Source organism: Mesorhizobium huakuii (assembly GCF_014189455.1).
Lineage (GTDB): Bacteria > Pseudomonadota > Alphaproteobacteria > Rhizobiales > Rhizobiaceae > Mesorhizobium > Mesorhizobium huakuii_A.
In genome coordinates this window covers 162,875-188,161 of record NZ_CP050297.1, presented here as the reverse complement: position 1 = coordinate 188,161, position 25,287 = coordinate 162,875, and the positions used below count along the sequence as shown (strand labels likewise).

Annotated in this window: 19 protein-coding genes and 6 pseudogenes; 18 read left to right on the top strand and 7 right to left on the bottom strand. The window is 60.8% G+C overall.

Features of this window, described 5'->3' with window-relative positions; all coding sequences use genetic code 11:
• Positions 1–61: 61 nt before the first annotated feature.
• The 3 genes and pseudogenes from istA (HB778_RS35590) to istA (HB778_RS35580) all read left to right on the top strand — a co-directional run.
• Positions 62–1,570 carry an IS21 family transposase gene (gene istA / locus HB778_RS35590; RefSeq protein WP_183465353.1) on the top strand — a complete coding sequence of 503 codons (1,509 nt, stop codon included), beginning with the start codon at positions 62–64 and terminating at the stop codon, positions 1,568–1,570.
• Positions 1,567–2,118, top strand: a pseudogene (locus tag HB778_RS35585) (ATP-binding protein); the annotation flags it as partial. The gene istA (HB778_RS35590) and the pseudogene HB778_RS35585, both read left to right, overlap by 4 nt.
• Before the next feature lie 132 nt (positions 2,119–2,250).
• Positions 2,251–3,015: pseudogene (gene istA / locus HB778_RS35580) on the top strand (IS21 family transposase); the annotation flags it as partial.
• Positions 3,016–3,024: 9 nt separating this feature from the next.
• Here the strand turns inward: istA (HB778_RS35580) and HB778_RS35575 are convergent.
• From HB778_RS35575 to HB778_RS35565, 3 genes are all read right to left on the bottom strand, one after another.
• Positions 3,025–5,493 (bottom strand): recombinase family protein, encoded by a 2,469-nt coding sequence (locus tag HB778_RS35575; RefSeq protein WP_183465351.1) that lies wholly within the window; start codon positions 5,491–5,493, stop codon positions 3,025–3,027.
• Positions 5,490–5,975: a helix-turn-helix domain-containing protein gene (locus HB778_RS35570; protein WP_244662037.1), complete on the bottom strand. Its 486-nt coding sequence runs from the start codon at positions 5,973–5,975 to the stop codon at positions 5,490–5,492. The genes HB778_RS35575 and HB778_RS35570 overlap by 4 nt, the downstream gene beginning before the upstream one ends.
• Positions 5,976–6,173: 198 nt before the next feature.
• Positions 6,174–6,473: a DUF5372 family protein gene (locus HB778_RS35565; RefSeq protein WP_183465496.1), complete on the bottom strand. Its 300-nt coding sequence runs from the start codon at positions 6,471–6,473 to the stop codon at positions 6,174–6,176.
• A 23-nt stretch (positions 6,474–6,496) separates the two neighbouring features.
• Here HB778_RS35565 and HB778_RS35560 point away from each other — a divergent pair, with 23 nt between their 5' ends.
• Genes HB778_RS35560 through HB778_RS35550 form a run of 3 tightly spaced genes read left to right on the top strand, consistent with a single transcriptional unit; the run spans position 6,497 to position 8,227 of the window.
• Positions 6,497–7,303 (top strand): Mu transposase domain-containing protein, encoded by an 807-nt coding sequence (locus HB778_RS35560; RefSeq protein WP_183465350.1) that lies wholly within the window; start codon positions 6,497–6,499, stop codon positions 7,301–7,303.
• Positions 7,290–8,048 (top strand): IS21-like element helper ATPase IstB, encoded by a 759-nt coding sequence (istB, locus tag HB778_RS35555; RefSeq protein WP_183465349.1) that lies wholly within the window; start codon positions 7,290–7,292, stop codon positions 8,046–8,048. Before HB778_RS35560 ends, istB begins: the two co-directional genes overlap by 14 nt.
• Positions 8,045–8,227, top strand: coding sequence for a hypothetical protein (locus HB778_RS35550; protein ID WP_183465348.1), 183 nt, complete (start codon positions 8,045–8,047; stop codon positions 8,225–8,227). The genes istB and HB778_RS35550 overlap by 4 nt, the downstream gene beginning before the upstream one ends.
• A gap of 59 nt (positions 8,228–8,286) precedes the next feature.
• On the opposite strand, the gene HB778_RS35545 is transcribed toward HB778_RS35550, so the two are convergent.
• Both HB778_RS35545 and HB778_RS35540 read right to left on the bottom strand, forming a co-directional pair.
• The gene (locus HB778_RS35545) at positions 8,287–8,634 is read right to left on the bottom strand and encodes a transposase family protein (protein WP_183465347.1); all 348 of its coding nucleotides are present in this window, start codon (positions 8,632–8,634) and stop codon (positions 8,287–8,289) included.
• Between the two features lie 48 nt (positions 8,635–8,682).
• Positions 8,683–9,339, bottom strand: a complete 657-nt coding sequence (locus tag HB778_RS35540; protein ID WP_244662035.1) for a plasmid pRiA4b ORF-3 family protein — start codon at positions 9,337–9,339, stop codon at positions 8,683–8,685.
• Between the two features lie 412 nt (positions 9,340–9,751).
• Here HB778_RS35540 and HB778_RS35535 point away from each other — a divergent pair.
• From HB778_RS35535 to HB778_RS35500, 8 genes and pseudogenes are all read left to right on the top strand, one after another.
• A pseudogene (locus tag HB778_RS35535) lies at positions 9,752–9,883 on the top strand (IS630 family transposase); the annotation flags it as partial.
• 531 nt (positions 9,884–10,414) lie between these two features.
• The gene (locus tag HB778_RS35530) at positions 10,415–11,137 is read left to right on the top strand and encodes a helix-turn-helix transcriptional regulator (protein ID WP_183465346.1); all 723 of its coding nucleotides are present in this window, start codon (positions 10,415–10,417) and stop codon (positions 11,135–11,137) included.
• An 84-nt stretch (positions 11,138–11,221) separates the two neighbouring features.
• Positions 11,222–11,914: an acyl-homoserine-lactone synthase gene (locus HB778_RS35525; RefSeq protein WP_183465345.1), complete on the top strand. Its 693-nt coding sequence runs from the start codon at positions 11,222–11,224 to the stop codon at positions 11,912–11,914.
• A 68-nt stretch (positions 11,915–11,982) separates the two neighbouring features.
• Positions 11,983–12,378, top strand: coding sequence for a hypothetical protein (locus HB778_RS35520; RefSeq protein WP_183465344.1), 396 nt, complete (start codon positions 11,983–11,985; stop codon positions 12,376–12,378).
• Positions 12,379–12,387: 9 nt separating this feature from the next.
• Positions 12,388–13,671, top strand: coding sequence for a hypothetical protein (locus tag HB778_RS35515; RefSeq protein WP_183465343.1), 1,284 nt, complete (start codon positions 12,388–12,390; stop codon positions 13,669–13,671).
• 99 nt (positions 13,672–13,770) lie between these two features.
• The gene (locus tag HB778_RS35510; RefSeq protein ID WP_183465342.1) at positions 13,771–15,285 is read left to right on the top strand and encodes a S8 family serine peptidase; all 1,515 of its coding nucleotides are present in this window, start codon (positions 13,771–13,773) and stop codon (positions 15,283–15,285) included.
• A gap of 231 nt (positions 15,286–15,516) precedes the next feature.
• Complete coding sequence (locus HB778_RS35505; RefSeq protein ID WP_183465341.1) at positions 15,517–16,563, top strand: caspase family protein; 1,047 nt, start codon at positions 15,517–15,519, stop codon at positions 16,561–16,563.
• On the top strand, positions 16,550–18,136 hold the full coding sequence (locus HB778_RS35500) for a hypothetical protein (protein ID WP_183465340.1): 1,587 nt from the start codon (positions 16,550–16,552) through the stop codon (positions 18,134–18,136). Before HB778_RS35505 ends, HB778_RS35500 begins: the two co-directional genes overlap by 14 nt.
• 146 nt (positions 18,137–18,282) lie before the next feature.
• Here the strand turns inward: HB778_RS35500 and HB778_RS35495 are convergent, their stop codons facing one another.
• A complete protein-coding gene (locus HB778_RS35495) occupies positions 18,283–19,914 on the bottom strand; it encodes an IS66 family transposase (protein ID WP_183463841.1) in 1,632 nt (543 codons plus the stop codon).
• A gap of 148 nt (positions 19,915–20,062) precedes the next feature.
• Between HB778_RS35495 and HB778_RS42140 the strand changes: the two are divergent.
• Positions 20,063–20,239, top strand: a pseudogene (locus HB778_RS42140) (IS110 family transposase); the annotation flags it as partial.
• A gap of 327 nt (positions 20,240–20,566) precedes the next feature.
• Positions 20,567–21,910, top strand: a complete 1,344-nt coding sequence (locus HB778_RS35485; protein ID WP_183461167.1) for an IS1380 family transposase — start codon at positions 20,567–20,569, stop codon at positions 21,908–21,910.
• A gap of 1,294 nt (positions 21,911–23,204) precedes the next feature.
• Here the strand turns inward: HB778_RS35485 and HB778_RS42135 are convergent.
• Complete coding sequence (locus HB778_RS42135; protein WP_244662076.1) at positions 23,205–23,396, bottom strand: hypothetical protein; 192 nt, start codon at positions 23,394–23,396, stop codon at positions 23,205–23,207.
• Positions 23,397–23,831: 435 nt separating this feature from the next.
• On the opposite strand from HB778_RS42135, the pseudogene HB778_RS35480 reads away from it, so the two are divergent.
• Positions 23,832–24,909, top strand: a pseudogene (locus HB778_RS35480) (IS630 family transposase).
• A gap of 144 nt (positions 24,910–25,053) precedes the next feature.
• Positions 25,054–25,257 (top strand): annotated as a pseudogene (locus HB778_RS35475) (IS110 family transposase); the annotation flags it as partial.
• Between the last annotated feature and the right edge of the window lie 30 nt (positions 25,258–25,287).

Here is a 25,287-nt window from a genome sequence, read left to right as displayed (position 1 = left end):
CGCCGTCTGGTGATCGCGATGTGTCGGGTGCATTTCTTCTTCCCGCTCAAAGGAAGAATGAATGTCCGGCAGTCACATCACGGATCAACAATCGAGGCTCTATATGCAAAATCGCCAGAAGCACAGTGTCCCTGTCGCGGCCGCCAAATCAGGTTTCAGCCCATCCACTGGTTATCGGATCGAATCAGACCCCCGTCCACCAAGCGAGAAGAAGGCCAAACACGAACGACGTCGGCCTGATCCATTGGAAGGGATATTCACCGAAGAGGTGGTTCCCATGCTGCAAAGCGCTCCCGGCTTGCGCCCTGTCGGCATTCTTCGTGAGCTTTGCAAGCGTCATCCCGAGCTCGATTCTGGTATTCGCCGCACACTTGAGCGCCGGATCCGCGCATGGCGCGCGATCCATGGAGGAGATCAGGATGTCATATTCCGGCAGGTTCACGAGCCGGGACGCATGGGGCTGTCGGATTTTACCCATGCACCGGGCCTCAAGGTCACGATCGCCAGCGTGACCTTCGATTACCTGCTCTATCACTTCCGACTTGCATACAGTGGATTCGAGCATGCCGAGATTGTCGAAGGCGGCGAGAGTTTTGCCGCGCTGACAAGTGGTTTGCAGAACGCCCTTTGGTCTCTCGGCGGCGCGCCGCGCGATCACCGCACGGACAGTCTTTCGGCTGCATTCCGCAATCTCAATGCCGATACCGCACAGGACATGACAGATCGGTATGAAGCGCTTTGCGCCCATTACGGCATGAAGGCCAGCCGCAACAATCGCGGCGTCGCCCACGAGAACGGCGCGGTCGAAGGATCCCATGGCGATCTGAAGCGGGAACTGGAAGATGCTCTTCTCCTGCGCGGAACGCGTGACTTTGCGGACGTCACCAGTTTTGCCGCCTTCATCGACGAGGTTGTCGGCCAGCGCAATGCCCGTCGGGCCAGGGAGATCGCCATTGAGCGCGAAAGCCTGCTGGCGCTGCCGCGCAAGCGCCAGCCCGAAGGCGAAGACGAGATCGTCTACGTCACCAGCAGTGGAGGGTTTACCCTTCGCCGGGTCTTCTACACCGTTCCTTCACGGCTGATCGGACATCGGCTGCGCGCACGGCTCTTCAAGGAGCATATCGAACTGTTCCTCGGCGGCACGTCCCTGATGAAGCTGCCGCGCGTCAGAGGCCAGCTCGGCCCCACCCAGCATGTCGTGAACTATCATCACGTCATTCATTCCCTGCGCCAGAAACCGGGGGCTTTGCCCAGACTCGGCTATCGCGATCAGCTCTTCCCCAGGGATGCCTATCGCAATCTCTACAATGCCACCATGGAGAGGCTGCCGGAACGCGATGCCTGCCGCCTGACGGTGGAACTGCTGAGCCTCGCCCATGAGCGCAATGTCGAGGCCGCACTCGCCCACGCCATCCAGGGCGAGCTCGATGCGGGAACCTTGCCGACGCTTGACGGCATGCGCGCCCGGTTCGCGCCGAACCCGGCCTGTGTCCCGCAGGTCAGCGTCAATCTGGGTAAACTGGTCGATTACGACAGGCTTATCGGCACCCGCGTGGAGGTCACGGCATGAGACCCAACGATCCTGTCGATACCGCGCGCTTGTCCCTGATGCTCACCGATCTGCGGCTGCCGGGCATCTCCAGGGCCTGGCACACCTTCGCCGAGCGGGCTGACACCGAAGGCTGGCCGGCTTCCCGGCTGCTGGCGGCGCTTGCTGAGTTCGAGGTCGCCGAACGCGAAACGCGGCGTATGCAGCGCCACCTCACTGAAGCGCGTCTTCCTCCGGGGAAAACCCTCGATGCCTTCGACTTCACGGCTGTGCCCATGGTCTCGAAGGCCCGGGTCATGGCATTGGTCGCGGGAGATGTCTGGTTGAAGAACGGCGCCAATCTGATGCTGTTTGGCGGGCCAGGCGGCGGAAAATCGCATCTGGCGGCCGCCATCGGCGTCGGGCTGATCGAGAATGGGTGGCGTGTTCTGTTCACGCGTACCACCGACCTTGTTCAGAAACTGCAAGCCGCCCGCCGCAATCTCGATCTCGAAGGGGCCATCGCAAAGCTCGACAAGTACCATCTGCTGGTGCTCGACTCATGTGCAGTGCGGATTTCAGAGGATCGTGGGCACCCATTTCAGAGGATCGTGGGCAGTGATTTCAGAGGATCGTGGGCACCTTTAGAGCAAGGGTGAAGGGATCCCGACCGACAGTCTGACTGGGCTATGGACACACTCGTTTTGACACGAGGAATCCAGATGCCGACCGAGAGATTGTCGATGCGCCGCATACGCGAACTATTGCGACTGAAGTACGAGAGCGGGCTTAGCAGCCGGCTGATTGCCAAGTCGTTGGGGATCAGCAAAGGGGCCGTGGGAATTTACCTTCACCGGGCCAATGCAGCCAAACTAACCTGGCCGTTGCCCGAGGCGATGACCGACACGAGCCTGGAACGGTTGCTGTTTCCGGGGCAGGTCTGCGTCAAGACCGACCGCGGCCCCGAGCCTGACTGGGCTCATGTCGATCGGGAACTGCGCCGCCCCGGAGTGACGCGTTCGCTGCTCTGGGTGGAATATCGCACGGACCGTCCCAACGGCTATGGCTATACCTGGTTCTGCACGAGCTACGAGGCCTGGAAGCAGCGCGTGTCGCCAACGATGCGCCAACGCCACGCCGCCGGTGAGAAGGTGTTTGTCGATTACGCCGGCGACACCATCGATATCGTCGACCCGATAACGGGCGAAGCTCAGGCCATGAAGTTGTTCGTCGGCGCATTGGGAGCCTCCAGCTATGTTTACTGCGAGGCTCGGCCGAGCGAAGGGCTGGGCGACTGGATCGGCTGCCATGTCGGCATGTTCGCCGCCTTCGGCGGAGTGGCGACCATCACGGTCTGCGACAATCTCAAGGCGGCTGTGACCAACCCAGACCGCTATGATCCCGGCCTCAACCGTACGTACCAGGATATGGCCCGGCACTATGGCACCACAATCCTGCCAGCCCGGCCACGGCGGCCACGCGACAAGGGCTTAGGCTCATACTGCACCTCGTCCGCTATGTGATGAAGAAGTTACGGGATCGACCTGGTAAACAAGTTTGTGAGCAAACTTCGCCGGCAGGTCCTGCTGCGGGATCTCGTAGAGGAAGTCGCCCCGATCGTTGACCGGGTGGGCACGCAGCAGGCCCCGCCGACGCCAGAGATGCACGGTGGAGATCACGACACCGTAGCGGGTCGCGACGTCCTCAGGGGTCAGCAGGCCCTGCGCGAGCAGGCGCGTACGCCGATCGGTAAGCTGATAGATATGGCGAAGCCGCCCTATACGTGCAGCGGTCCACGGGGTCGTCACCACCGTGCGCACCCCGCGCTCGTTGAGGAGGTCGGCGATCTCTTTGTCGGTATAGGTGTCGATGAGTCGATCGATCTCCTGCACCACGGCGGCATCCGTCGTACGCAACACGACGCACGACTTCGGCAGCGGCAGATCGAGCGAACGCGTCGCGCCGCCGACGAAACGGATATCGACATGCACCGTGTCCCCCTTGGTGAGGGTCACGTCATCGATCAACAAGCGCAGCATGCGCTTCTTGTCCTTCATCTTCGTGCGCGGATCCCGCCAGAGGCGTGGGAAGTCGCTGGCAAGGGCCATCAATTCCGCCCGCTCCGTATCGTTGACGACACTGACGTCAGCCGCGGCGGATTTGTCGTATGCTTCCTGCGCGGCGGCAATCGCCCGTAACTTGGCGTTCCAATCCGCTTCCAGCACGTCAGCGACCAGGCGGTTGTCTGGATCGACCTTGAGGAAGCGACGTTGGGCGAGTTCGGCTTCGTACTTGGCCCGCTCCACATGCTGCCGGCGGAGCCGGTCGGCCTCCTCCTGGCGGGTTGCGAGTTCCTGCTGCACGCCCAGCGCCACTTCGATCGAGAGCGGCGTCATCGCCTCGATGAGGATTTCTCCGATCGCCGCATCGAGCGCGCCTCCATGTATCGTTTGGCACAGACCAATCTCGCCTCGGTGCATTGGGCGACGGCCGCACCAGTAGCTCGGTATCTCGGCCTTGCGATGAGAGTGATAGCGCACCGACATCCGTTCTCCGCAGGCACCGCAGATCACGAGCCCCTGCAGCAGGGCCGGCCCCTCCCGGGCGGGACCATGGTGCCGCTCCGAACTCCAGGCGAGCGCGTTGCCCTTCACCCGCTCCAGGTTCGACAGGTAGTCTTCCCAGCTAATGTAGCCCGGATGTGTATCGCGCAATAGGATCCAATCCTCGCTCGGGACCTGCCGGGAGGAGTATTTGCCATTCGGCAAACGCCGGTTCTTGGTGCGGCCGAAGACGAAGGCGCCGGCATAGCGGGGGTTGTGGATGATCTGTCGCGCGCGACAATGCAAGAGTTCCGTCCAGACCAGCTCACCCTTGTGGGCGCCGCTTCTCAGGCGGCGCGGGAAGAGCAGATCCTTCGCGTAGAACTCCTTGACCACAGCCAAACAGGAGCCGGTGCGTCTGAAGGTATCGAAGAACAGTCGCACCGCCGCCTGCACTTGGGCGTCCGGATCCATGATGACGCAATCGCGGACGTCATGGACGAAGCCGACCGGGACCATCTGCTTCAGCTCGCCGCGGCGGGCGCGGCTCAAGATCCCGCCACGAAGACGCGCCCTGAGCACATGCAGTTCGGCCTCACTCATGGTGCCCTTCAGCCCCAACAGCAACCTGTCGTTGAAGTGAGCCGGGTCGTACAGGCCATCCTCGTCCAGGATAAGTGTGTCGCCGAGCGCGCAAAGCTCGAGCAGCCGATGCCAGTCGGTATTGTTGCGCGCGAGCCGCGACACCTCCAGTCCCAGGACGATCCCAACGCGACCGAGACTGACCTCGGTCACAAGGCGTTGGAAGCCTTCGCGATCGGCCGCACTGGCGCCAGATTGCCCGAGATCGCTGTCAATGACGACGATCCGATCGAGCGGCCAACCGAGCGCCACGGCACGGTCGCGCAGCCCATATTGGCGCTTGGTACTCTCGGTGTTCTCGAACACCTGGCGCAGCGTCGACTGGCGGACGTACAGATACGCCATGCGCGAAAGGTGCGCCGCTGTGATCTTCTGATGAGCCTCGCTGTTCATTGGCATGACCGATATCCTTCCGTCGGTGAGGAGGGGGTCAACAAGACGAGTGGAGAGAACCAGACTCGTCAGAAGGGTCGTAATGTCCTGGCGTTGCACACCGGAGAACCACGGCGACCCGATGCTGCACTCGGCGAGGGGGTCAGCCGGCTTCGGCAGAGGAGCGTCCATGGTCCGCCGGGACAGTGATGCGCGTATCACGCTGTCGATTGTGCCGAGCCACCCGGGCATCCCTTCTCGCAGCAGCAAGCCAAGGCCGACACCGCGTGGTTGAGCGCCGAGATCTCTGTGCGGGGCGTCGCGAGCGGCGTTGATGACCTGCGAGCGGATCAGCTCGTATTGCGCGGTGAACTGCATGGTATCGAGCGGGAGCGCATCGACGGTCACAGCAGTTTTTTTTCCGGCTGGTTCAGATAGGGAAGCAGTCTTCGCAGGATGCTCCGGGGGTGGGCACTGATGCCGCATCGTTCGACGAGTAGGGCAGCCAACTCCGCACCGCCTGGCATCTGTTCGCTCTCTCGTATGGCCTGCGCCAGGACAGCAAGATTCTCCTCGGTGAGCTTGTGCGGGCGCTTCGGTCCACGCTTGCGGGGCAACAGGCCAGGCAGGCCCTCGCGATTGAACAGCTCTCGCGTCACGTAATAGACCGGCCGAGACAACCCAAAGGCTTCTGCCGCCTCCACCACCGCACGCCCGTCCTTTTCCACGCTGCGCAGCATCTCGTATTTGACCTGGACCAGGTCGTTCGGGTCGAAGAATGCGCTGTCGCGGAAGAGCGGGTCCGCCACTGCCTCGGGATGCGGGTGGGATGCGCCCTGAGCTTCCAGGGCCTGCTGGCGGTGTGCGCGTTGGCGGGAGCCTATTGCCATACGGTGTCTCCTTAAGGTTGCCTGCGGGAGTGTCTTTATAATTATGTACACAATAAGATGAAAGATCAAGACAATGGGGACGCTGACTTGCGGAATATCCCGCAATTCCGCCGATCCATCTAGGCATACGGTTACCATAAGGGCGCTGCTTAACCGGTCTCGGGATATAATTATCGAGACACATGGAACATAATTCCCCTAACATGACGGCGCCTCCCCCTGACGCACGCACTCATCCAGGAGCTTGCGCAGCTCTCGCAGATGATCAGTCCGGAAAAAGGCGCGGCCGGCGCCGACAGTGACTACGAGGTCGGGCTCAAGAACGTCCGTCCACTCGACGGGCAACGTGCGCAGCCGCCCGTCCGGACCGGCATAGGACACGCGGTCTCCGCCCCAGTTGTTGCGAACGGCAAGCAGATCGAACGTCTGTCCACGCAAAGGATGGAATGGATGGGTGACGGTAAAAACTTGCGCACCATGCTCGTCACCATATGCAATGCGCGCTCGACTCCAAGGGGCGCGTGGAGCGCGCCATCCGGTATATCCGCGACAATTTCTTTGCCGCCCGCGGCTTCACCAGCCTGGAAGACCTCAACGCCCAGGCCGATGCCTGGTGCGACGGCGTCGCCGCAGACAGGCTTTGCCCAGGTGAGGACATCACCGTACGACAGGCCTCCGCCCTGGAGGCGCCTTACCTCTTGCCATTACCAGGCAATCCGTTCCCATGGCCGGCGCAGATCGCCGTCTCCATCGGCAAGACCCCGTACGCCCGCTTCGATCTGAACGACTATTCCGTGCCCCACGCCTACGTGCTTCGCACCTTGAGCGTGACGGCAACGCAAAAGGAGGTCCGCATCCTGGACGGTGCGCAGATCATTGCCTGTCACGTCCGCAGCTACGACAAGGGCGCCCAGACAGAAGATACCGCCCATATCAAGGCACTGGTCGATGAGAAGCGTGGGGCCCGGCGTCACAGCGCGACTGATCGCCTGGCCATGGCCGTCCCGGCCAGTACCGCGCTTCTTGAGCGCGCGGCTCAGAACGGTCACTCCTTGCACTCTGCCGTCATCGGACTGAACCGACTGCTCGAGCACTACGGAGCCAATGAGCTTCAGGCCGGGATCCTGGAGGTCCTGGCACTCGAAGGGCCAGCGCCCCATCCCAACGCTGTGCAGTTGATCCTTGAGCGCCGACGTGAACGGCGCCGCCAACCCCCACTGCTGCATGTCGCGCTGCCTCAGCATGTGCAGGACAAGGACAGCCCCGTCAGGCCCGCCCGTCTAGACATCTACGACCGTCTCAAGGAAACCCCCAATGACCACTCCTGATCCGGAAGACGGGCGTGACCGCGCCGCGCGCCTGCATCTGCACGGGCTTGTGGCCCACTGGCAGGACGCCACTCAAGCCGGATGGGCGCTTACACTCCTCGACTGGGAAGAGGACGAGCGCGCCAGGCGCAGTCAAGACCGCCGGCTGAAGGACGCCAAGATCGGCCGATTCAAGCCGCTCTGCGACTTCGACTGGTCCTTTCCGACCCGATGCGACCGACAGGCCATCGAGGCTCTGATGAGGCTCGATTTTATCCGCGACGCCGGCAACGCCGTCCTTATCGGACCCAACGGCGTCGGCAAGTCAACATTCGCCCGGAACATCGCCTACCATGCTGTCCTGAATGGCCACACCGCCCTGTTTACAAGCGCCGGACAGCTTCTCGGTGATCTGGCCGCCATCGACAGTGCCTCCGCCCTGCGCCGGCGTCTGGCACATTACGCCGCCCCCACGCTTCTCGTAATCGACGAGGTCGGATACCTATCCTATACCAACCGCCACGCCGACCTGCTGTTCGAGCTCATCAGCCGACGCTATGAGACCAAGAGCACTCTCGTCACCACAAATCGAAACTTCGCCGACTGGCACGAGGTCTTTCCCAACGCAGCCTGCGTCGTGTCCATGGTCGATCGTCTCGTCCACAATGCCGAGGTGATCGCCATCGAAGGCCAATCCTACCGTCTCAAAGAGGCGACCGAACGCTCCGAACAGCGCGCCGTCCAAAGAAGGCCGGCAAAGCCATGACAGCACCTGCAAAACCAGGCTTGCCGCTCTTCTTCCCGCTAGACATCCCAACAACATGGACACCCGACCAGGCGCTCGCCGTCTTCGAGCTCCTCACCGAGCTGCGCGACAAGATCTGGTCATGCTACGCCATCGACATCCAGCAGGAGATCCAGAGCCAACAGGCCCCAACTGACTAAACCCAATCAGCAGCCCCTTCCTCTCTCACAGGAAAACCCCAAACTGCACATGGCACCGTTTATGCGCACTTCCTGACGACCGCTAACAGCGAGGTCCGGCGCGATCGCTCGGTGACAACACTGTCGTCAAAGCGTTCGGCGAAGATTCGTCGATGGCACAGCGGTGCATCGCAGACGAAGCGACGCGCGACGAGGCGGAGCTCCACCTTCGTCCCACTACAGGGAAGATCGGACACGCGTCGAACATAGCGGCTGTGGACCCGGCTCGACACTCTGCGGCAAAGAGGGCAAGGCCGCGCCGGCGTCCCTGACCGCGCGGTAATGACAATCACTCCTTCGTTCTCAGCGATGGCCTCAACGACCAATCCCGCCGGGATCAAGGACGACAAACGCAAATTTCTCACCATGGTGCTGATTCCCCTCAGAAAACAGCACCACGCCGCCATGCAAAATCATCAAATGTGAGTCAGACCCCCTTTTGCGCGCCGACCCAGGGTCCCGATTGCGAGCCGATTGACATCCTGCAATTCCCCAGCGCGGTCCGGATCATCAAGGAGCGCAAGGGACCGGGTGTCGCCGATTTCCGTGATGAATTCCAATGCTGTGGCGAGATCCTCATGGAGGTCAGGCCCGAGCGCCTTGTCCCTCTGCCACATCCAGGCTTCCGGTCCACCACAATCCTCAGGCGGACAGTTGCCGTCGCCGCCCATACACGCCGGATAGTGAGCGCCGGGTTTGACAGGCCGGCGTTCCTCTAGCCGGACCTCGTGCTCCCAGGGGATGTTGAGGTCGTACCCATACAGGAACCGGCTGCCCTTACGCAGTTGCAGATTGCCAAGTGTGACAGCCGGAGAGCGGGCACCCGCCTCCCACGAGCCGTACCGCACCGTGTGAATGACGAACTGGTAAAGGTGGATGCCTTCCCATCCCATCGCGACCTGAAGGACGCCATGAAACTCGCGTAGCGTCATCGTCGAGAGAACCTGAACCCTACGCCACATCATCGGGCTCACGTCCTTCAGCCAGATGCGGAATTGCAGGATGGAAATCTCATCCTCCGAGAATGCCGCCTCTCCGGCAGGTTTCGTCGCTGCCCGTTTTGCCCTTTTCACATCCGCCGGCCCCGTCGAAGGAGCGCAGGATTATGCGGAGTCCTCGCGGATTGACCGAGATGTGGACTGGAGTTTGCGGGCGCAGCACTCCGCATAATTTTGGGCCATGACCTGCCGCTGAGCATGGCCAATAGCTTGTCGGGCGGTCGGAACCGCCCTGCCCTGAGGTTAACCGCACCAGCCGGCCCTCGGCTCATCCGGGCGCGGTTTCTCATAGATGCCACAGGCCGCGGGGCGTTCCTGACACGACTTCTCGGGGCCGGGCGGCCGGTAGGACTGGACCGATTGGTGAGCCGGTATTGCCGGCTTCCGCATCGACGAGCATCGACCGACCTCGACGGCTTTCTCGTCGTCGAATCTGCGCCGGACGGATGGTGGTACCGGGCCTGCCTTGCGAGCGGAGTGCGGGTACTGGTTATCGAACCGGGTGTTCGGCTCCTACGACGAAATTGTCGATCACTGTTGCGACGCATGGAACAAGCTCGTCGAGCAACCATGGCGGATCATGTCTATCGGCCTGCGAGATTGGGCTCAGGAGTTCTGATCAGTGAATCTTGGTATAAGGGGCGCGCAGGCGGCTGCAGCTCATCTGGCTGGGGATATGAAGGCCTTGCCATCGTATGCCGAACGCCTGAATGCGATCAGAAAGGCATATGAGGGAAACCGGCTTCAAGCCTACCAACAGGAGGGGCGCGTCTCGAGCCGACCTTTCTGGCGGAGGCGCTTCCAAGACGTGCCGACCAAGCCCGATGAAGTACGCTCCCAATCAGATCAGACATATCCGTGAACAGGAGGGGCTCTTTCAACATTCGCCGTCACGTTCGCGATATATAATCTCTTCGTAACGCACGGAAATTAATCAGTATTATATGTAACCATGGTGACTTGCCAATTGTATCAATTTATTACTCGAAAACGGTCATTTTGTTCGCCACTTACTGCAATCGAAAGCAATTCAACAAGTGTGCTATAGGCTCCTCTTATCCCCTGGCAAACGCCAACGCCATTAAGATATTTTCAAGCTGCCCAATTGGGTTATACTTCTATCGTAGCGCAAGGATGGGGGGTCTCTTGCATGATCGATTCAGACGTATTCGACTTTGTCGAACGCTGCCGGAAGCACACGGCGACCGGACCGCTTTTGACCGATCTGCTTGAGACTGTGAGAAATCTCGGCTTCGAACATCTCATCTTGAGTGGTGTTCCCCTCGGAGGGCAGAAGCTCGCACCGATGGTGGAACTGAACGGCTGGCCTGAGGGTTGGTTCGAACGCTATGTCGAAGCCGAGCATGCCGCCGTTGACGGCGTCTGTATCTATTCGGCAAAAACCCTGAAGCCGTTCCTGTGGGCCGAAGTCCCGGCAAAATGGTCCGATACCGAAGGCTCCAGACGCGTGGCGGGCGAGGCGACGGAGTTCGGTATCTGCAGCGGCTTTGCCGTGCCGATGCTCAGCGTCCACCATTGGCAATCCGTCCTGTCCTTCGCTTGCTCGCAAAAGAGCTGCAGCCTGTCGCCGCGCCATCAGGTGCAGCTGGTTACCATGGCGGTATACGCCGGGATGTCGATCCAGGCCTTGTCGGATATCGAAGACGAAGCTGACGGTATCCTGACCGATCGGGAGAAGGAAGTGCTTCTGTGGGCTGCCGCAGGCAAGACCTCCTCTGAAACATCCCAGATTCTCGGCCTGGCTGAGCGCACCGTCAAATGGCATGCCACGAGAGCCCGCGAGGCATTCGGCGTCGGCACGACCACGCAAGCTGTCGTGGAGGCGGTGCGCCGGCGTTTGATCCATCCCTAGCTGCGTCAACTGTCCGATCGGACAGGTGACGTACTTTAGCGCGGCTGCAACTATTCCCTCGGAGAACGATCGGGGGATTGCGCAATGATCACTGCTCATGTCGTCAATGCGCTGAACAAGCATCTCTACGAAAACGAATTCGACGAGTTTCTGCGCCGACGTCACGACTTCTTCGTGCATCAAAAACACTGGCGCCCTCCGAGCCCAGACGGTCGAGAGCGGGACCAGTTCGATACGGACGCAGCAACCTATTTGCTGGGTATCGAGGACGGTCGCGTGGTGACCTCGGCTCGACTGATCCCAACAAGCGAGCCGCACATGGTCTCGGAGGTTTTTTCTCACATGTGTGAAAGATCGGGCGTCCCAAGACGTCCCGATTGGGCCGAATGGACGCGCACCTTCGTCGTTCCCGACAAACGCTCGACCGGGCTACGGGGAACGCTGACGCAGCTGTGCTGCGCGGTGATGGAATACGCGCTCGACGAGGGCCTCAGCGCGGTGGGCGGTGTCCAGGAAACCTATTTCATGCCCCACCACGGAGCGCTCAAATGGCGGGCCGAGCCGATGGGCATGGCGCGGGAAGAAAACGGCGAGTGGTACATTGTCGCCTACATCGACGTGAACGAGGCGGCGCTGGCGAGCGTCCGCAAGATCCTTGGCATCGATTATTCGCTGCTGGCTCGCCGCGGAATTCAACTGCCGTTCATCGAAGGCGACAGAAACTTGCAGAGCGCGGCCACCAACTCAAGTATTCAAAGAGGTCTATTTGACTTTTAATACTATAAGTCGGCATCCGTCGCGTACACTCACTAAGCGATAGGTTATAGCAGAGAAACGATATGGACATGACGATAAGCTATAAAACTGTGCAGCAGTATCTCGACGCGATCGCATTGAACGCCAACCTAGACGCAGGAAACGCTGGTCACAAGGTATTTTGGCATCAACCTTACGCCGCTTTCATAACAGGCTTCATTCCAACAAAACAGTGCGCTGGGCAACCTGTTCCAATTATCGATCCCAAGGACAAAGTAAACTCTGCATTTTATCAGATACTAAAAGCGGGGTGGTGCGGCATGCCGCAGATGCCAAAAACAGGACCTTTCGTAACGGACAAAGATTATTCCGTGAAGCTGGGAAATGGCGAAACGATAAGCGGGGACGAGATACTTCAAGGAATTCGCGCTTGGCTTGAGGCGGGCGCCCTGGAAGACGGCCAAGTCGCTCAAACTGAAGTGTGAGAGGAACAAATGCGCATTTTTGTTGCAACAATCCTTGCCCTTGCCGTGGGGTCAACTGCAGTGGGCGCAGCAGGAACGTCTGAGGGCACAATGCCCAATTACTGCCAGACAACGCCAATACGGGGCGATGCATTCGATCGACCCAGTAAGCATGCCTGGGATCTGTTCGTCTCCCTCAACCATCCGGCAATCGACCGAAAGATCGCTCGGGGCACTCCCGACTGTTTCAAACCCTTCGGTGCTCCAGGAGCGACGTCCGTATGGGAGACGTGGCGCAATGCCCAGTCCGAAGTTTACACAAAGAATGGGGCAGAGCCCCCTTTCTGGAATGATGTTACCACGCTGAAGGACGAGGCACCGGGGAAAGTACCTTTACCAAAGAGTGGCAAGAGCGGTGGCCCCGGACCATTCTTCTCACCCTCGGATGGAATATTTCACAACGCTGGAGGATTCGGTGAAACTCGTATGAATCGAGCTACTTACGAATTCATTCGGGATGAGTGTCTCTTCAGCGTAGAAGGCCAGCAAAGATACGCAAAGGCTGTCGATGAGGGGAAGAAACCGCCAATTCAATTCCCAGCCGATTCGATAGAAGTCAAAGCTGCTTGGATCGATTTTGATGACCCGCAAGGAGATAAGTCGGCGCCACCCATCCCGGAGGCACAGCGCGGAACATATTACACCGCCGAATTTGAAGGAAAGGTATATGGTCTTATCGCACTCCATATTATTACCAAAGACATAGCTAATTGGTTTTGGGCCAGCTTCCATCACAAAGATCAGCCCGACGACGGAATCAAGTTCACGTCACCAGACGACTATGGTGTACCCCGGATCGCTCAAGGAACGGTATGGGAGAATTATCGACTGGGCGGCACACAGGTTGATTTTACTCTACCAACAGGTTCGGCAACGATCCTTGGGGATCACAATATTGAATACAAATTTGTGCGATCGTCGTGCATTGCTTGCCATGCGACGGCGGCGATTTCACGTGAGATTTGGACGTCGGAGACAGGGAGAAAGTTTGTATCCATGCCCTCGGCTCAACAGAAGGCGGTTTGCTCGATAAGCCCCGAAGACGGGGGAGGCGTGGAAGTGTGCAAGGAAGTAATCGGGAAAGAAGCGTTCCGACCTGACACGGATAAACTCGTCCTTGAGAGGGGCATCCCGGATCCAACGTGGTTCCAGCGGGATGGCGAGCCATTCTTCCACCAGACGGACTTTGTTTGGTCTATTCCGTTCAGAGGGCGCAGCGAGAGCGCGCCGCCGCCAGATAGATGCATAAGGTGACAAGCTAGCGACAGCTTCCTTGGCCGAAGCTTCAGGAAGCAGGACGAAATTGTGTGGTGAAGCTTGGTATAGGGCCGCCGGACACAGGAGTTATTATCGATGGCATATAGCTATAAGGTTCTGGGGCAGGACGTTGTCCTGGAACTTGACCCATCTGTCGTAGCAGTCCGCTTCCAACCCGACCTGCCTCGAAGTGCGCGCGCGGAAGCGACAGAACAGTCTGGTGCGGGTCCCTTTTCCACAAGGTTTGAGATTCCGGGAGAGCATTTGACAATAGTCCCCGTTGCGCCACCAATGCCCGGTCAGATTGCGCCAGCGGACACTATGTCCAAGCTTAATGTGCGGGCAGAAGTCTCGCAAACGCTTCCTGTATTTTGCGTAGGCGGCAATCAGGTGGTGGCAGCCGATCGAGTCATCGTTGGACTAAAAAGCATCGAGGACGTTGATGCGATTACAGAAAAGTACGGTCTCACTCTCCTAGATAAGCGCGAGAAGTCAGCCGTCTTTGAAATCGCCGAGAAGACCGATATCTTTGCCCTGTGTGCATTGCTAGACAGCGATCCAATAGTTCGTTTCTCTGAGCCAGACTTTATTACGATTGGAAAGCACATTCCAAGCAGAAGCGGTTCCGGAGCGCCGGATGCAGCTTCTCTGCAAGCTCCACAAAGTCAATATGCGATGAAGATAACCCAAACCGATGAGGCGCGGATGCTTCATTCCGGAAGCCCAGAGGTCAGTATCGCGATCCTAGACGAAGGAGTTGATACCAAGCACAGGGATTTGTCTGGTGCAATTCGGGGTACCTACGATGGGATTGACAACGATTCCTACCAAGAACCCAACAGCTGGGACGGGCATGGTACGGCTTGCGCGGGCCTGGCCGCTGGTGCTGGAAGTGATGACCACGGCGTCCTCGGATCGGGAATGGGTTGCTCCATTGTGGCCGTGCGAATAGCATCTTCTACCTATAGCGGAGGGCCATGGGTCACTTCGAACAGCATTATCTCAGGGTCAATTGGGTGGGCATGGCGGAATGGAGCGTCGGTCCTCAGCAATAGCTGGGGCGGTGGAGCACCATCAAACGAGATTGCAGAAAGTTTCGAAGATGCTCGAACGAGAGGGCGTGACGGGCGTGGTTGTGTCGTTGTCGCCGCCGCTGGCAACTCGAACGGACCGGTTCAATTTCCAGGGACTTTGCCAAACATAATTACGGTCTCAGCCAGCAATGAATTCGACAAACTGAAAACACCAACCAGCGCCGATGGAGAAACTTGGTGGGGCACATGCTACGGCCCTGAAATCTCGATCGCCGCGCCCGGGGTTCACAATCTCACCACGGACATATCTGGGAGCTCTGGTTATGCAGATGGGGACTACATACCCAACTTCAACGGAACCTCGTCATCGACTCCCATAGTCGCCGGCGCTTGCGCGTTAGTCATCAGCTGCAATCCGAACCTACGGGAGGACGAAGTTCGGAGCATAATCTGTGATACCGCGGACAAAGCGGATGAATATCCGTACATTTCTGGCCGGAATGATTATTTTGGCTTCGGCCGGATAAATGTATTGAATGCCGTTCAAAGTGCTCTGGCAGGTGTTCCCGTCGCCTGAGTTAGACTGGGAAATCGAAACGGATAGACACGGTGGTATCCAAGTTTATCTGGATTCGTATCGCCGTCGAGAGTAAAATGGAACGCGGCGAAAGCTGAAATAAAAATAACAACGCCCTCTAGCACAACTACAGGAGGAGGGTTATCATACCGACAGCATTGTTGTAGCCAATCTACGTATAGTCGCGATGTTTCCTACATTCCAGTGTGAACGCCTTGAGTAGAGGACCGCATGCCGCTCGTCCAGCTGCCCGCGACCCCACCCCCGCACGTCAATCCCGATGATCATGCGCTCGTCGTCGGTATCAACGACTATGTGGCCGGGATAAACACGTTGCAGGGCGCGATCAACGACTGCAATCTGTTCTGCCGCTGGCTGGTCGACCCGACGATGGGCGGGCTCAACCCCGCGAATATCAGCTTGGTCGTTTCGGCTGGTCATCAGCCGCCGGCCGAACCGGTGCGAAACCAGATCGAGGACATTCTTGCCACCTATTTCGATCGCGCCAACACCGGCTGGCTGGGGGGCCGGCGGCTCTATCTGTTTCTCGCCGGGCACGGTCTGTCGCGGCCGCCGCCGAACCACCGCGACTGCGCGCTGGTGATGGCCGATGCTCGCCCCAACCTGCTCCGCGGGCTCCTCGGCGGGGTGGCGGCGGATAGCATGCGGCTGACCGGGCTGTTCAAGGAGGTCATGCTCGTGATGGACACCTGTGCCGAGGTGTCCGGACCCGCAGAGCTCTTGTGCAACCTGCCCTTCTACGGTGACGTTACGCTGACTCCGCGCAGGCCGTTCCTGCATATCCATGCGGCGTCGTGGAACGCGACGGCCGCCGAGAAGCTGTTGCCAGACCCGCTTGACCCAGGGGCGGCTGGGAGCTGGCAGGGGGTGCTGACCAATGCGCTGCTGCGCGGGTTGACGACGGCATCTGACGACGCCGGACGGATCACCTCGAGCTCGCTGAAGCGCTTCATCGACGCTGCGGCGGCGGGCGGACCGCGCATTGAGTTTGACGATGGCGAGCCTGGCGCGCCGACGCCGATGGTGTTCGGGACGCCTCGTGGCGTGCCGGTCAACGTCTCGCTGCGCAACGGTGCGGCGCGCTTTCAAGTGCGCGATGGCATCGACTTCGGTGTCGTCAGGCAGGCGCAAACCGCGCCGGCAACAGTGATGCTGAAGCCGGGGCTATGGCTGTTCGACGGAATCGATGCAGCAGGGCTGATCACCGCGTCGCAAGCAGTGTCGGTCCGCGAGGGAGGAATGGATGTCGCCATCTAGTGCTCCGCTAACGCAAAAGCGGGTAACGCTCAAGGTGCAGAGCGTCGAGCCATTCACCGAGATACGGCTGCTTGACGCCCGCTTCGAGCCGGTGGCGTTGGCCTCAAACACCGGCAGCATTACCGTGGATGTCGCGCCAGGGCTCTATGAGGTCGGCTTCAGGGCAAGCGACGGCTGGGAGCGCCAGCACGTGATCGCCGCCCCGGATGCCGGCGAGGTAACGGTGGTGCAGGCTGCGCGGTCACACGGCCGGGAAGCGACGCTCGAGATGATGCCCGAAACGTTGCCCCAACCGCACGACAACGCCACGGTGGTGGTGTCGTTCACCGGGACGACCCATGGGTTGGCCGACATCGCAACGACACCAAAAATTACCGCGACGCTGACCGGAGCAGACCCTGACGCGCCGGTCGTCGCCAACCTGGTACCCGGGGAGTGGCGCAACTGGCGTTTCGCGGTGGCGCCAGGGCACTGGCGGCTGCGACTCAGCGACCCCGGCGAGCGCCAGCCGTTCGAGCTACCGCTGACGGTCTGCCCTGGTTATCGGATCGAGATCGTTGCGCCGTTGTGCTCTACCGGGGAGATGAGCATCGACCTTGAGCGGCTGCGGGTACGGCTGCTGCCGCTCGACATGCCCGGTGCGATGGACGCGACGCTCACCGGTTTCGAGGAGGCGGCGCTGGCGGCGCTGGGCTCCGGTCGGGCGCTCTATGGGCCAGATATCGAGCAACTGGTCGACAATCTGGCCGACGACAAGGCCCTGAACCCGATGCTCGGAATCTTCGCCGCTCATCTGTGCGATCGCGGGCACGACGATGACCTGCCGTTCCAGAAACGGCTGCTGGACAAGCTCGCCGACCTGACCGGCGGCGAGGTCGTGAGGCATCCGGACGTTGCGGCGCTCAGGCTGCGCTTCCGGATGCGAACCAGCCAGCCGATCGGAGATGAGCCTCCGGTGCCGTTCCCTCCGCTCCTCGCGGCGAGTTGGGGCGCGCTGCTCGATGCTGCCCGGGTACGGCCTGAACTGATCCCGGCGGGGTCGCTCAGCGAGCTCATAGCCTCCCGACTGTGGTCGTCGAGCCTGTGGATGGCATGGACCGCCGCGCCACTCGAGGTGGTGGCGCCAGTCCAGCCGCGTTCGGAGCGACGCGCACCGACGACTATGGCGCCGCCAGCTGAAGTGAAGGTGGCGGAAGAGTTCACGACGGTGAGTGAGATGATTACGGCTGGGCTGGCGCACCCCGAGTTGCGCGGGTGGTTCCGCGATGCGAGGAGTTCGTCGGGGACCGGGTTCGAGGGATTGGAGTGGGAGGATGAACTGCACATCACCCCGGCCGAGGCAGCGGTGGCAAGGTTGCTCTATCCGGTCGCGGCCAACGAGCAGCAGCAGGATCGCTTCGCCAGCGTTGCGACTTGGATGAAGACGCATGAGAGCAAAAGGCGGTCGAGCGCCGTCGACCTGATGACGATGTGCAGCGCGTTGGGCTTGCCGCCGACGACGGTCGAGCGGGCGGTCGGCAGCCTGGCACGCAAGCTGGAAGCCCAGGCGTTGGACTTCAACATCAAGCTTTGAGGCATCGAGCCATGGCGCGTCCAGAACTGATCATCCCCTATGATCCCGGCTTCCTTGGGGACGGCTTCCGCGTGCCGATGCCAACGCTGAGCGATGGGGCACGAGCAAGGGCTGTGGGGAGGTAACCGGGGCAGATTACCGGGCAGTCAGGCTTGAGCGGCTTGCCTAACGAGATCCGGGAGCGGCGGAATCGACTCTTGTGTTGGTATGCCGAGGCGGTCGCCGAGATAGCGGAAGAATGAGACGTCGAGCTTGATGCAGGTCTTCATCAGGCCGAGCAGGACGTCGCGGGCGTTCTTGCCTGCCTCGCTGACGGTTCCGCCGGAGATCTTGCGCTTGGTGACGAAGGTGCGGATGTCGTTTTCCGAACCATTGGTGTGGAGCGGGATCTCGGGACGATCGAGAACGCGCAGGAGTTCATGCTTGCGGCGATGCAGCCTGGCAAGAAGCCGGTCGAGCATGACGTAGCCGGTTCGTCGTTTGAACAGGCGCTCGAAGCGGGCGCGCAGGGCCGCCGCGTGGCGCGGACAAGGAGCACGCTGGTAGCTCTTGAGGTCGCGATAGAACCACCAGATCAACTGGCGCATGATGTCGACGGCCTGACGTTGATCCGGGGTCACGGGTATCAATTTGTGGACGAGCCGCTCGGCGTGGACCCAGCACAGAGCATGGTCGCCGATGCGGAACTGGCCGGCATCATCGGACACGACCACGGTATCGCCAAGAAAGCCGTGGTGGCGGATCGCTCCCCACATCGCCCCTTCGGTGGCGATCCTGACTGGGTTGGGCTCAACCGCGAGCTGGTCGAGGCCGAGTGCGGCCAGATGCGCCTGCCATGCGGCGCTGTCGGCAAATGCCTTGTGCGGCGCAGCCGCCAGCCGCGCGATCACCGGACCGGCGAGGTTGCGGCCGCGCATATAGGCCAGGGCCTCTTCATTGATGAAGTAATCGCTGTGCCCGGCACGCAGCGTCGCCAGGAACGCCTCCCGTGACTTCGATCGCCCGGTGCGGAACGCGGTGAAGCGGCGATCGCCGATCTGGGTGGTGTAGCCGTCCTGGTGGGCGTGGCGCGCCGACGTATCATCGACGGTGATCCAGGGCGCCGTAGCCAGCCCGGCGCGCAGCACGTCACGGTCCTCCGCCGCGAAGGCCTCCAGGCCCTCCGAAATCAGCCGCACCACCTGGCGCTTCGAAATGTCGACCCCGATCCCGGTCAACAACGCCGTCAACCGCTCCGTCGTCACCTGGCCTTGAATGTGACAGGCCAGAATGAAGCGGCGCAGGTTCGCGCCCCAGCCGCCGATGATCCCCGCCGGCAACGGCGCCACCATCGTTTCGCCGGTCGGTGTCACCCAGCGCTCGCGGCGATAGCGCACCACCTCGGCCGACAACGCCAGATCGCGCACCAGGATCGTCTCATACCCCTTGAAGCGAGAGCCCGCAGGAGCGCTCACCGCAACCGTCACCTCGCGGCTCACGCGACCGCCGTCGCGCTTGGCGCCGCGCCGGCGGCGCTTGCCCTTGCCAGATGTCGGCTGCGTCGCCTTCTCCATGCCCGATGGCTTGGTCGGCTTGACCGGGGGACGCGGCGGCAGGTCCTTCAGCCGGGCGATCTCATCCTTCAGGGTCTGGTTCTCGGCGCGTAGCGCCTGGTTCTCGATCTCAAGGCTCTCGACCCGGCTTTGAAGACCGCGCACTTCGCCGATCAGCGCAGAAACCAGCCCGCGGAGTTCCGCGAGCGACAGGCCTTCAAGCGAATCAGTCGGTGGTAGCGTCACGCAAAGGGTGAATCACGAAAGCACGCGCCTGCAAACCCCCACCGCCCGGTAATCTGCCCCGGTTACATTCTTGACGCCATAACCCTTTGATTTCTTTGCAAACTTTTTCGCTTGACGAGTAGATAGTAGTATTTCTCATTAATGTGACATCCCCGTCGGAATCGATGTTGCGAAGCAGAGGAATGCCGTGGCGATTGCGGAAGCCGGCCGGGAAGGAGAGGTTCGCTACTTCGGTGAGGTCGATGCATCGGACACAAGCATGCGCCGCGTTATCCAACGGATCGCCGCCAAGTTCGATCGGATTCACCTCTGCTACGAGGCGGGCTCACACCTGCGGCCCTATGCCGCCACGCTAACAGCAACACACGGCTGCCCAACTCGACCGGCCCCGGCGATCGCCTGTTGCCCAATCCGCCCTCAGACGCGCAATTCTCAACCGAGGACTCTGGCGTCAGCCGGTGCCAAAGCTGGTCACAGCATTTTGTCCGAGTCCGATTGACGACAATCTGTGTTCAGATCCAGACATCCTAGCCCGTCTTATGCACGACGTTGCGTCTGAGAGGTTGGCGGATGTAGCCTAAGCGATTGATTTGGCGTAGGATTCGGTTGTCTAAGCCAACCCTGCCACCGCCTCTCGCGAGCCACACCCGCCATGACCGATGATACGTTGCTGCCGCTCTCATTTCCAGCCGTTGGACGCAAGAAGATCACAGCTGCGTTTGACGGCGGACGCATCACCTCGGATGGTGGCGTCATGCTTTTGGCAGCGGCCGAGCGACGCCTGCAACTGGCCGACAGGCTGGCCGCCGCGATCCACGATCCGCGCGATCCAGCGCGGGTGACGCACGCCATGGCCGACATTGTGCGCGCCCGCATCTTTGCGATCGCATGCGGCTACGAGGATGCCAACGATCTCGACCGGCTGCGCACCGACCCGGCCTTCAAGCTCGCCTGCGGGCGGCTGCCCGACAGCGGGATTGATCTGTGCTCGCAGCCGACATGCTCGCGCCTCGAGAACCTGCCCGACCTGCGCACCGTCATCCGGCTCGGCTGGGTGCTGGTCGATCTGTGGCTGTCGAGCTATGCCGCGCCGCCCAAAAGCGTCACGCTCGACATCGACGACACGGTGGATGTCGTTCACGGCCATCAGCAGCTCTCGCTGTTCAACGCCCATTACGACGAGCGTTGCTTCCTGCCGATCCACATCTACGACGCCGCGACAGGACGCCCGGTCGCCATGATCCTGCGTCCTGGCAGGACCCCGGCGGGCAAGGAGATCCGCGGCCATCTGCGCCGGCTTGTCCGGCGCATCCGCGCCCGCTGGCCGACCACCCGCATTCTGATCCGCGGCGATGGCCACTATGGCCGGGCGCAAGTCATGGCATGGTGCGAGGACAATGCGGTCGACTACCTCTTCGGATTGCCCGGCAACAAGGTTCTCCAGCGTCTCGTTGATGAAGCCGCCGACGATATCCGCACCCGCCGCGCGCTCGAGCAGAAGCCGGTGCTGCGCGGCTATGCCGAGACCCGATACAAGGCGAAATCCTGGAAGACGGAACGCCGCGCCTGCGCCCGCATCGAGGCAACCACCCTCGGCCTCGACATCCGCTTCGTCGTCACCAATCTCGACAAAGGCTCCGCCGAGCATGTCTACGATGTGATCTACTGCGCCCGCGGCCAGGCCGAAAACCTGATCAAGATGCACAAGAGCCAGCTCGCCTCCGACCGCACCAGCTGCCGCTCACCGATTGCCAACCAGGTCCGTCTCGTCCTGCACACCGCCGCATACTGGTTGATGCTCACCCTGCGCGAGGCGGTGCCCACGACCCATCATCTGTGCAACGCCGAGTTCGCTACACTGCGGCTCAGGCTTCTCAAGCTCGGCGCCCGCGTCACCGAAACCGTCTCGCGCATCCGTCTGGCCTTCGCCGCCGCCTGTCCCGAAGCAAGTCTGTTCCGAACGATCGCCATCACGCTGCAGCCCGCAGGGCCATGAGCGCCGGGGCATCAAAGCCCCGCCGAACCCGATACCTTGACCCTCCAGCGCGTTCCAAAGTCCAGTCTCAGCTGCGGTGAAAAAGACGCCTCACACCTTCATGACCGAACGCTAAGCGGCAAGGAACCAGGCCGCTCGTGAATAGGACGGGCTAGGGGTTAGGATCAAGCCGGCCAGGGGGCGACTCCTCCGATTTGTGGTCGCTGCTCACAACCCGTTTGGTGGCATGCCAATTGCATATTCATAGCCATGATACGTGTTCCGACATGGCCCGTCGCGCAGTCTTTAGCCCAGGAGTTCACATGACATTCGTCCGAACGCAATACAGGCTGCGCATCCCATGGGACGCCCCAGCTCCGTTGGATCTCGCTGCGATCGGCAGACAGGATTGCCATCGCGAAGACCGCTTTCAGCCTGTTGTCAGCTAGGGCTGCCATAAGGGTTCTCGTAAAACAAACATTCAGGAGAACTTATGACTCGACCACATGAATATCGGCCGCTTCGCCGGCTCTCCCAACGGGACATAACACCAGATCCTCTTCAAATCCGTGATGATCCAAAAGGAAAACGAAAAATGCCTACCTCAGAAAAAGACGCTGTGGGGCGCTCGAGGCTCCAGAAATTGCGGTCTCACTGGCCACGAACGATACTTGCTGCCACAGCGTTGGCCATTGTAATGACCGCTCCAGCTCCAGCCGTCACCCAAGACGCTGACAAGCACTACTCCGACCAAAGCTCGGTTGTTGAAAGCTGGAGTTGTATACTTCGGGCATTGTGCATTGGCCCTCCACCGGTGAAATAATCGCTATCGCAGGGGAAATGGGCAGAGCGGCACAAGACGGCCGTTCGCGTCGCTCAAATACATAATAATCCCATGTTTTTGGCGCCGAGTTGCAGCCTGGGATCCGAGTTCTTTCGCGAAGGCCTCGATCTCGGCGTCGAGCACAAACTGCCCCCCTCCAACATTCTCAGGATTCATTCGGAGGGTGAGGAGGGGTACACGGTGATCGGGAGGGGCTACCCGACCACTTATAAGGAACCGGAGTAGGGTGACACGCGATAACAGGGATCGCAATCGAGTTTTCCCACGGCATCGGTCAATTTCTCGGTTCGCGAACGTGACGTTGCGCCAGAATGGACATTCTGCTGAATTTCACCTGCCGGCGCTGTTTCGTGGACGCGCGCTTGGGACTCCCATTTCTATTGCCCGTCTCGGCTCATGCCGGGGCGGGCTTCTTTGCGTTCTGGGAGGATTTGCTCACCATGGTTCAGAGTGGCGGCCATGGAGATCGCCTCAGAAGCGGCGCCCAATCGGAAACATTAGCATCTCCGCGTTTTGGCGTGGCTGCTTGAACTCTTCGACGGCAACCGCCTCAATTAAGAGGTCCAAGGCTTCGCGTCCCCTCTGGCTCATCGGGTCATCGCCACGAAGGTAGTGATACGCTCGATCTAAATGCACTCGGGCGGCGGAAAAATCGCTTGTCATATGACCCTCTCAGTAGCCGCCCGCATTAGCCGTCTACGAGGTGAGGGTCGCGCAATCGTCAATATCCACAGACGGATTTGATTTAAATCCGGGATAATCGGGGGAGTAGCCAGGACGCCGGCTGCCTTCTGCGAGAAATAGCGTGCATTTGACAGGATCGCCGGATGTCAGGGTGCTCCGGCCCCAGGCGCGCGAGGAATGCCGAGAACTCGGCCTCGATGTCGGCTGGTCCAGTCACCGCACCCCGTTCTGAGATCACCTCTGACCTCCGTCATTCGATGCAGACCTCGCGGAACCGGCCCCGATTTTGCGGCGTAGAGCCAGAGGCGGCCGCCAGGGTCCCAGGCCGGGCTCCAAATCATGCTAGTGGATTGATCGTGACAGACGAGTCCGATTGGGGATTCCCGATGTTGCGTGCCTGTGCGACGATGCGGGATGCGCACCGGTATCAGCATCGTCGTCACGGCATCGGATAGGGCCCGGCTTGAGGCGATCGTCGCGGCGCGCGGTTCGCCGCAAAAGCACGTGTGGCGCGCGCGGATCATCTTGTTGACCGCCGATGGCTTGGGCACTGTCGCGATCATGGCGGCCACGGCCAAGTCAAAGACCTGCGTGTGGCGCTGGCAGGAGCGGTTCATGGCCGAGGGCGTGGATGGCCTGCTGCGCGATAAGACCCGGCCTCCGGGCATCGCGCCGCTCGAGACCGCGCTGGTCGACAAGGTTGTGGCGCTGACGCTGGAGCAGCCCGACCACGAGGCGACGCACTGGACGGTCCGCGCAATGGCAAGGGCGGTTGGCATTGCTGCGTCCTCGGTCGTGAAGATCTGGCACGACCATGGCCTTGCCCCCCACCGCTGGCGCAACTTCAAGCTGTCCAACGACAAAGCCTTTGCCGAGAAGCTTCACGATGTGGTCGGGCTCTACGTCTCGCCGCCTGCGCATGCCGTCGTGCTGTCGGTCGACGAAAAGAGCCAGATACAGGCGCTTGATCGCACTCAGCCGGGGTTGCCGCTAAAGCGCGGTCGTGGGGCGACCATGACGCACGACTACAAGCGCAACGGCACCACTACCCTGTTCGCCGCGCTCAACATCCTCGATGGCTCGGTGATCGGCCGCAACATGCAGCCATCGGCATCAGGAGTTCATCCGCTTCCTCAATGCCATCGAGGCTGAAATGCCCGCCGATAAGACCGTCCACGTCATCCTCGACAACTATGCCACACACAAGCAGCCGAAAGTCCGCGCCTGGCTGGATCGCCATCCGCGCTGGACATTCCACTTCGTGCCAACATCATGTTCGTGGCTCAACGCCGTCGAGGGCTTCTTCGCCACATTGACCCGGCGCCGCCTGAAGCATGGCGTCTTCCATTCGGTTGTCGACCTCCAGGCCGCCATCAACCGCTTCATTAACGAGCACAATCAGCAACCACGCCCCTTCGTCTGGCGCGCCGATCCAGACGAAATCATCGCCGCCGTCAGGCGCGGGCACCAAACGTTGGAATCAATCCACTAGGAGCGGTCCCACGGGCGACGTCATCGGCGACACGCAGGCACTTTCCCCATAGTACGCTTGAGCCCGTCCTCCCGCGGCTTCCGCCTTTCAGGGTTGTGTGCGTCAAGTTCTGCAAAAAGGGGCGGTAATGAAGGGTGGTCATGAAAGACGATCGCCCATGCCAGGATCAAGACCAACAAGATCGATGCCGGTGTTCTGGCGCAGCTTCACGCCAGCGGTTTGCTGCCGGAGGTTTGGGTTCCCGACGAGCGGACCGAGCGGCTTCGCGGTCTCGTCGCCCGGCGCAATCAGGTCGTGCGGCATCGCACGCGCGTGAAGAACAATGTGCATGGCATCCTGCAAGCGCACCGCAACTCCAGGATCGCCTTGTCGAGGGGC

Bases quoted from the DNA above. Each gene is read 5' to 3' on its own strand.
- istA (WP_183465353.1), top strand. From the start codon at position 62: ATGTCCGGCAGTCACATCACGGATCAACAATCGAGGCTCTATATGCAA.
- HB778_RS35570 (WP_244662037.1), bottom strand. From the start codon at position 5,975: ATGGCAATAGGCTCCCGCCAACGCGCACACCGCCAGCAGGCCCTGGAA.
- istB (WP_183465349.1), top strand. From the start codon at position 7,290: ATGACCACTCCTGATCCGGAAGACGGGCGTGACCGCGCCGCGCGCCTG.
- HB778_RS35550 (WP_183465348.1), top strand. From the start codon at position 8,045: ATGACAGCACCTGCAAAACCAGGCTTGCCGCTCTTCTTCCCGCTAGAC.
- HB778_RS35545 (WP_183465347.1), bottom strand. From the start codon at position 8,634: ATGGTGAGAAATTTGCGTTTGTCGTCCTTGATCCCGGCGGGATTGGTC.
- HB778_RS35530 (WP_183465346.1), top strand. From the start codon at position 10,415: ATGATCGATTCAGACGTATTCGACTTTGTCGAACGCTGCCGGAAGCAC.
- HB778_RS35525 (WP_183465345.1), top strand. From the start codon at position 11,222: ATGATCACTGCTCATGTCGTCAATGCGCTGAACAAGCATCTCTACGAA.
- HB778_RS35520 (WP_183465344.1), top strand. From the start codon at position 11,983: ATGACGATAAGCTATAAAACTGTGCAGCAGTATCTCGACGCGATCGCA.
- HB778_RS35515 (WP_183465343.1), top strand. From the start codon at position 12,388: ATGCGCATTTTTGTTGCAACAATCCTTGCCCTTGCCGTGGGGTCAACT.
- HB778_RS35510 (WP_183465342.1), top strand. From the start codon at position 13,771: ATGGCATATAGCTATAAGGTTCTGGGGCAGGACGTTGTCCTGGAACTT.
- HB778_RS35505 (WP_183465341.1), top strand. From the start codon at position 15,517: ATGCCGCTCGTCCAGCTGCCCGCGACCCCACCCCCGCACGTCAATCCC.
- HB778_RS35500 (WP_183465340.1), top strand. From the start codon at position 16,550: ATGTCGCCATCTAGTGCTCCGCTAACGCAAAAGCGGGTAACGCTCAAG.
- HB778_RS35485 (WP_183461167.1), top strand. From the start codon at position 20,567: ATGACCGATGATACGTTGCTGCCGCTCTCATTTCCAGCCGTTGGACGC.
- HB778_RS42135 (WP_244662076.1), bottom strand. From the start codon at position 23,396: ATGACAAGCGATTTTTCCGCCGCCCGAGTGCATTTAGATCGAGCGTAT.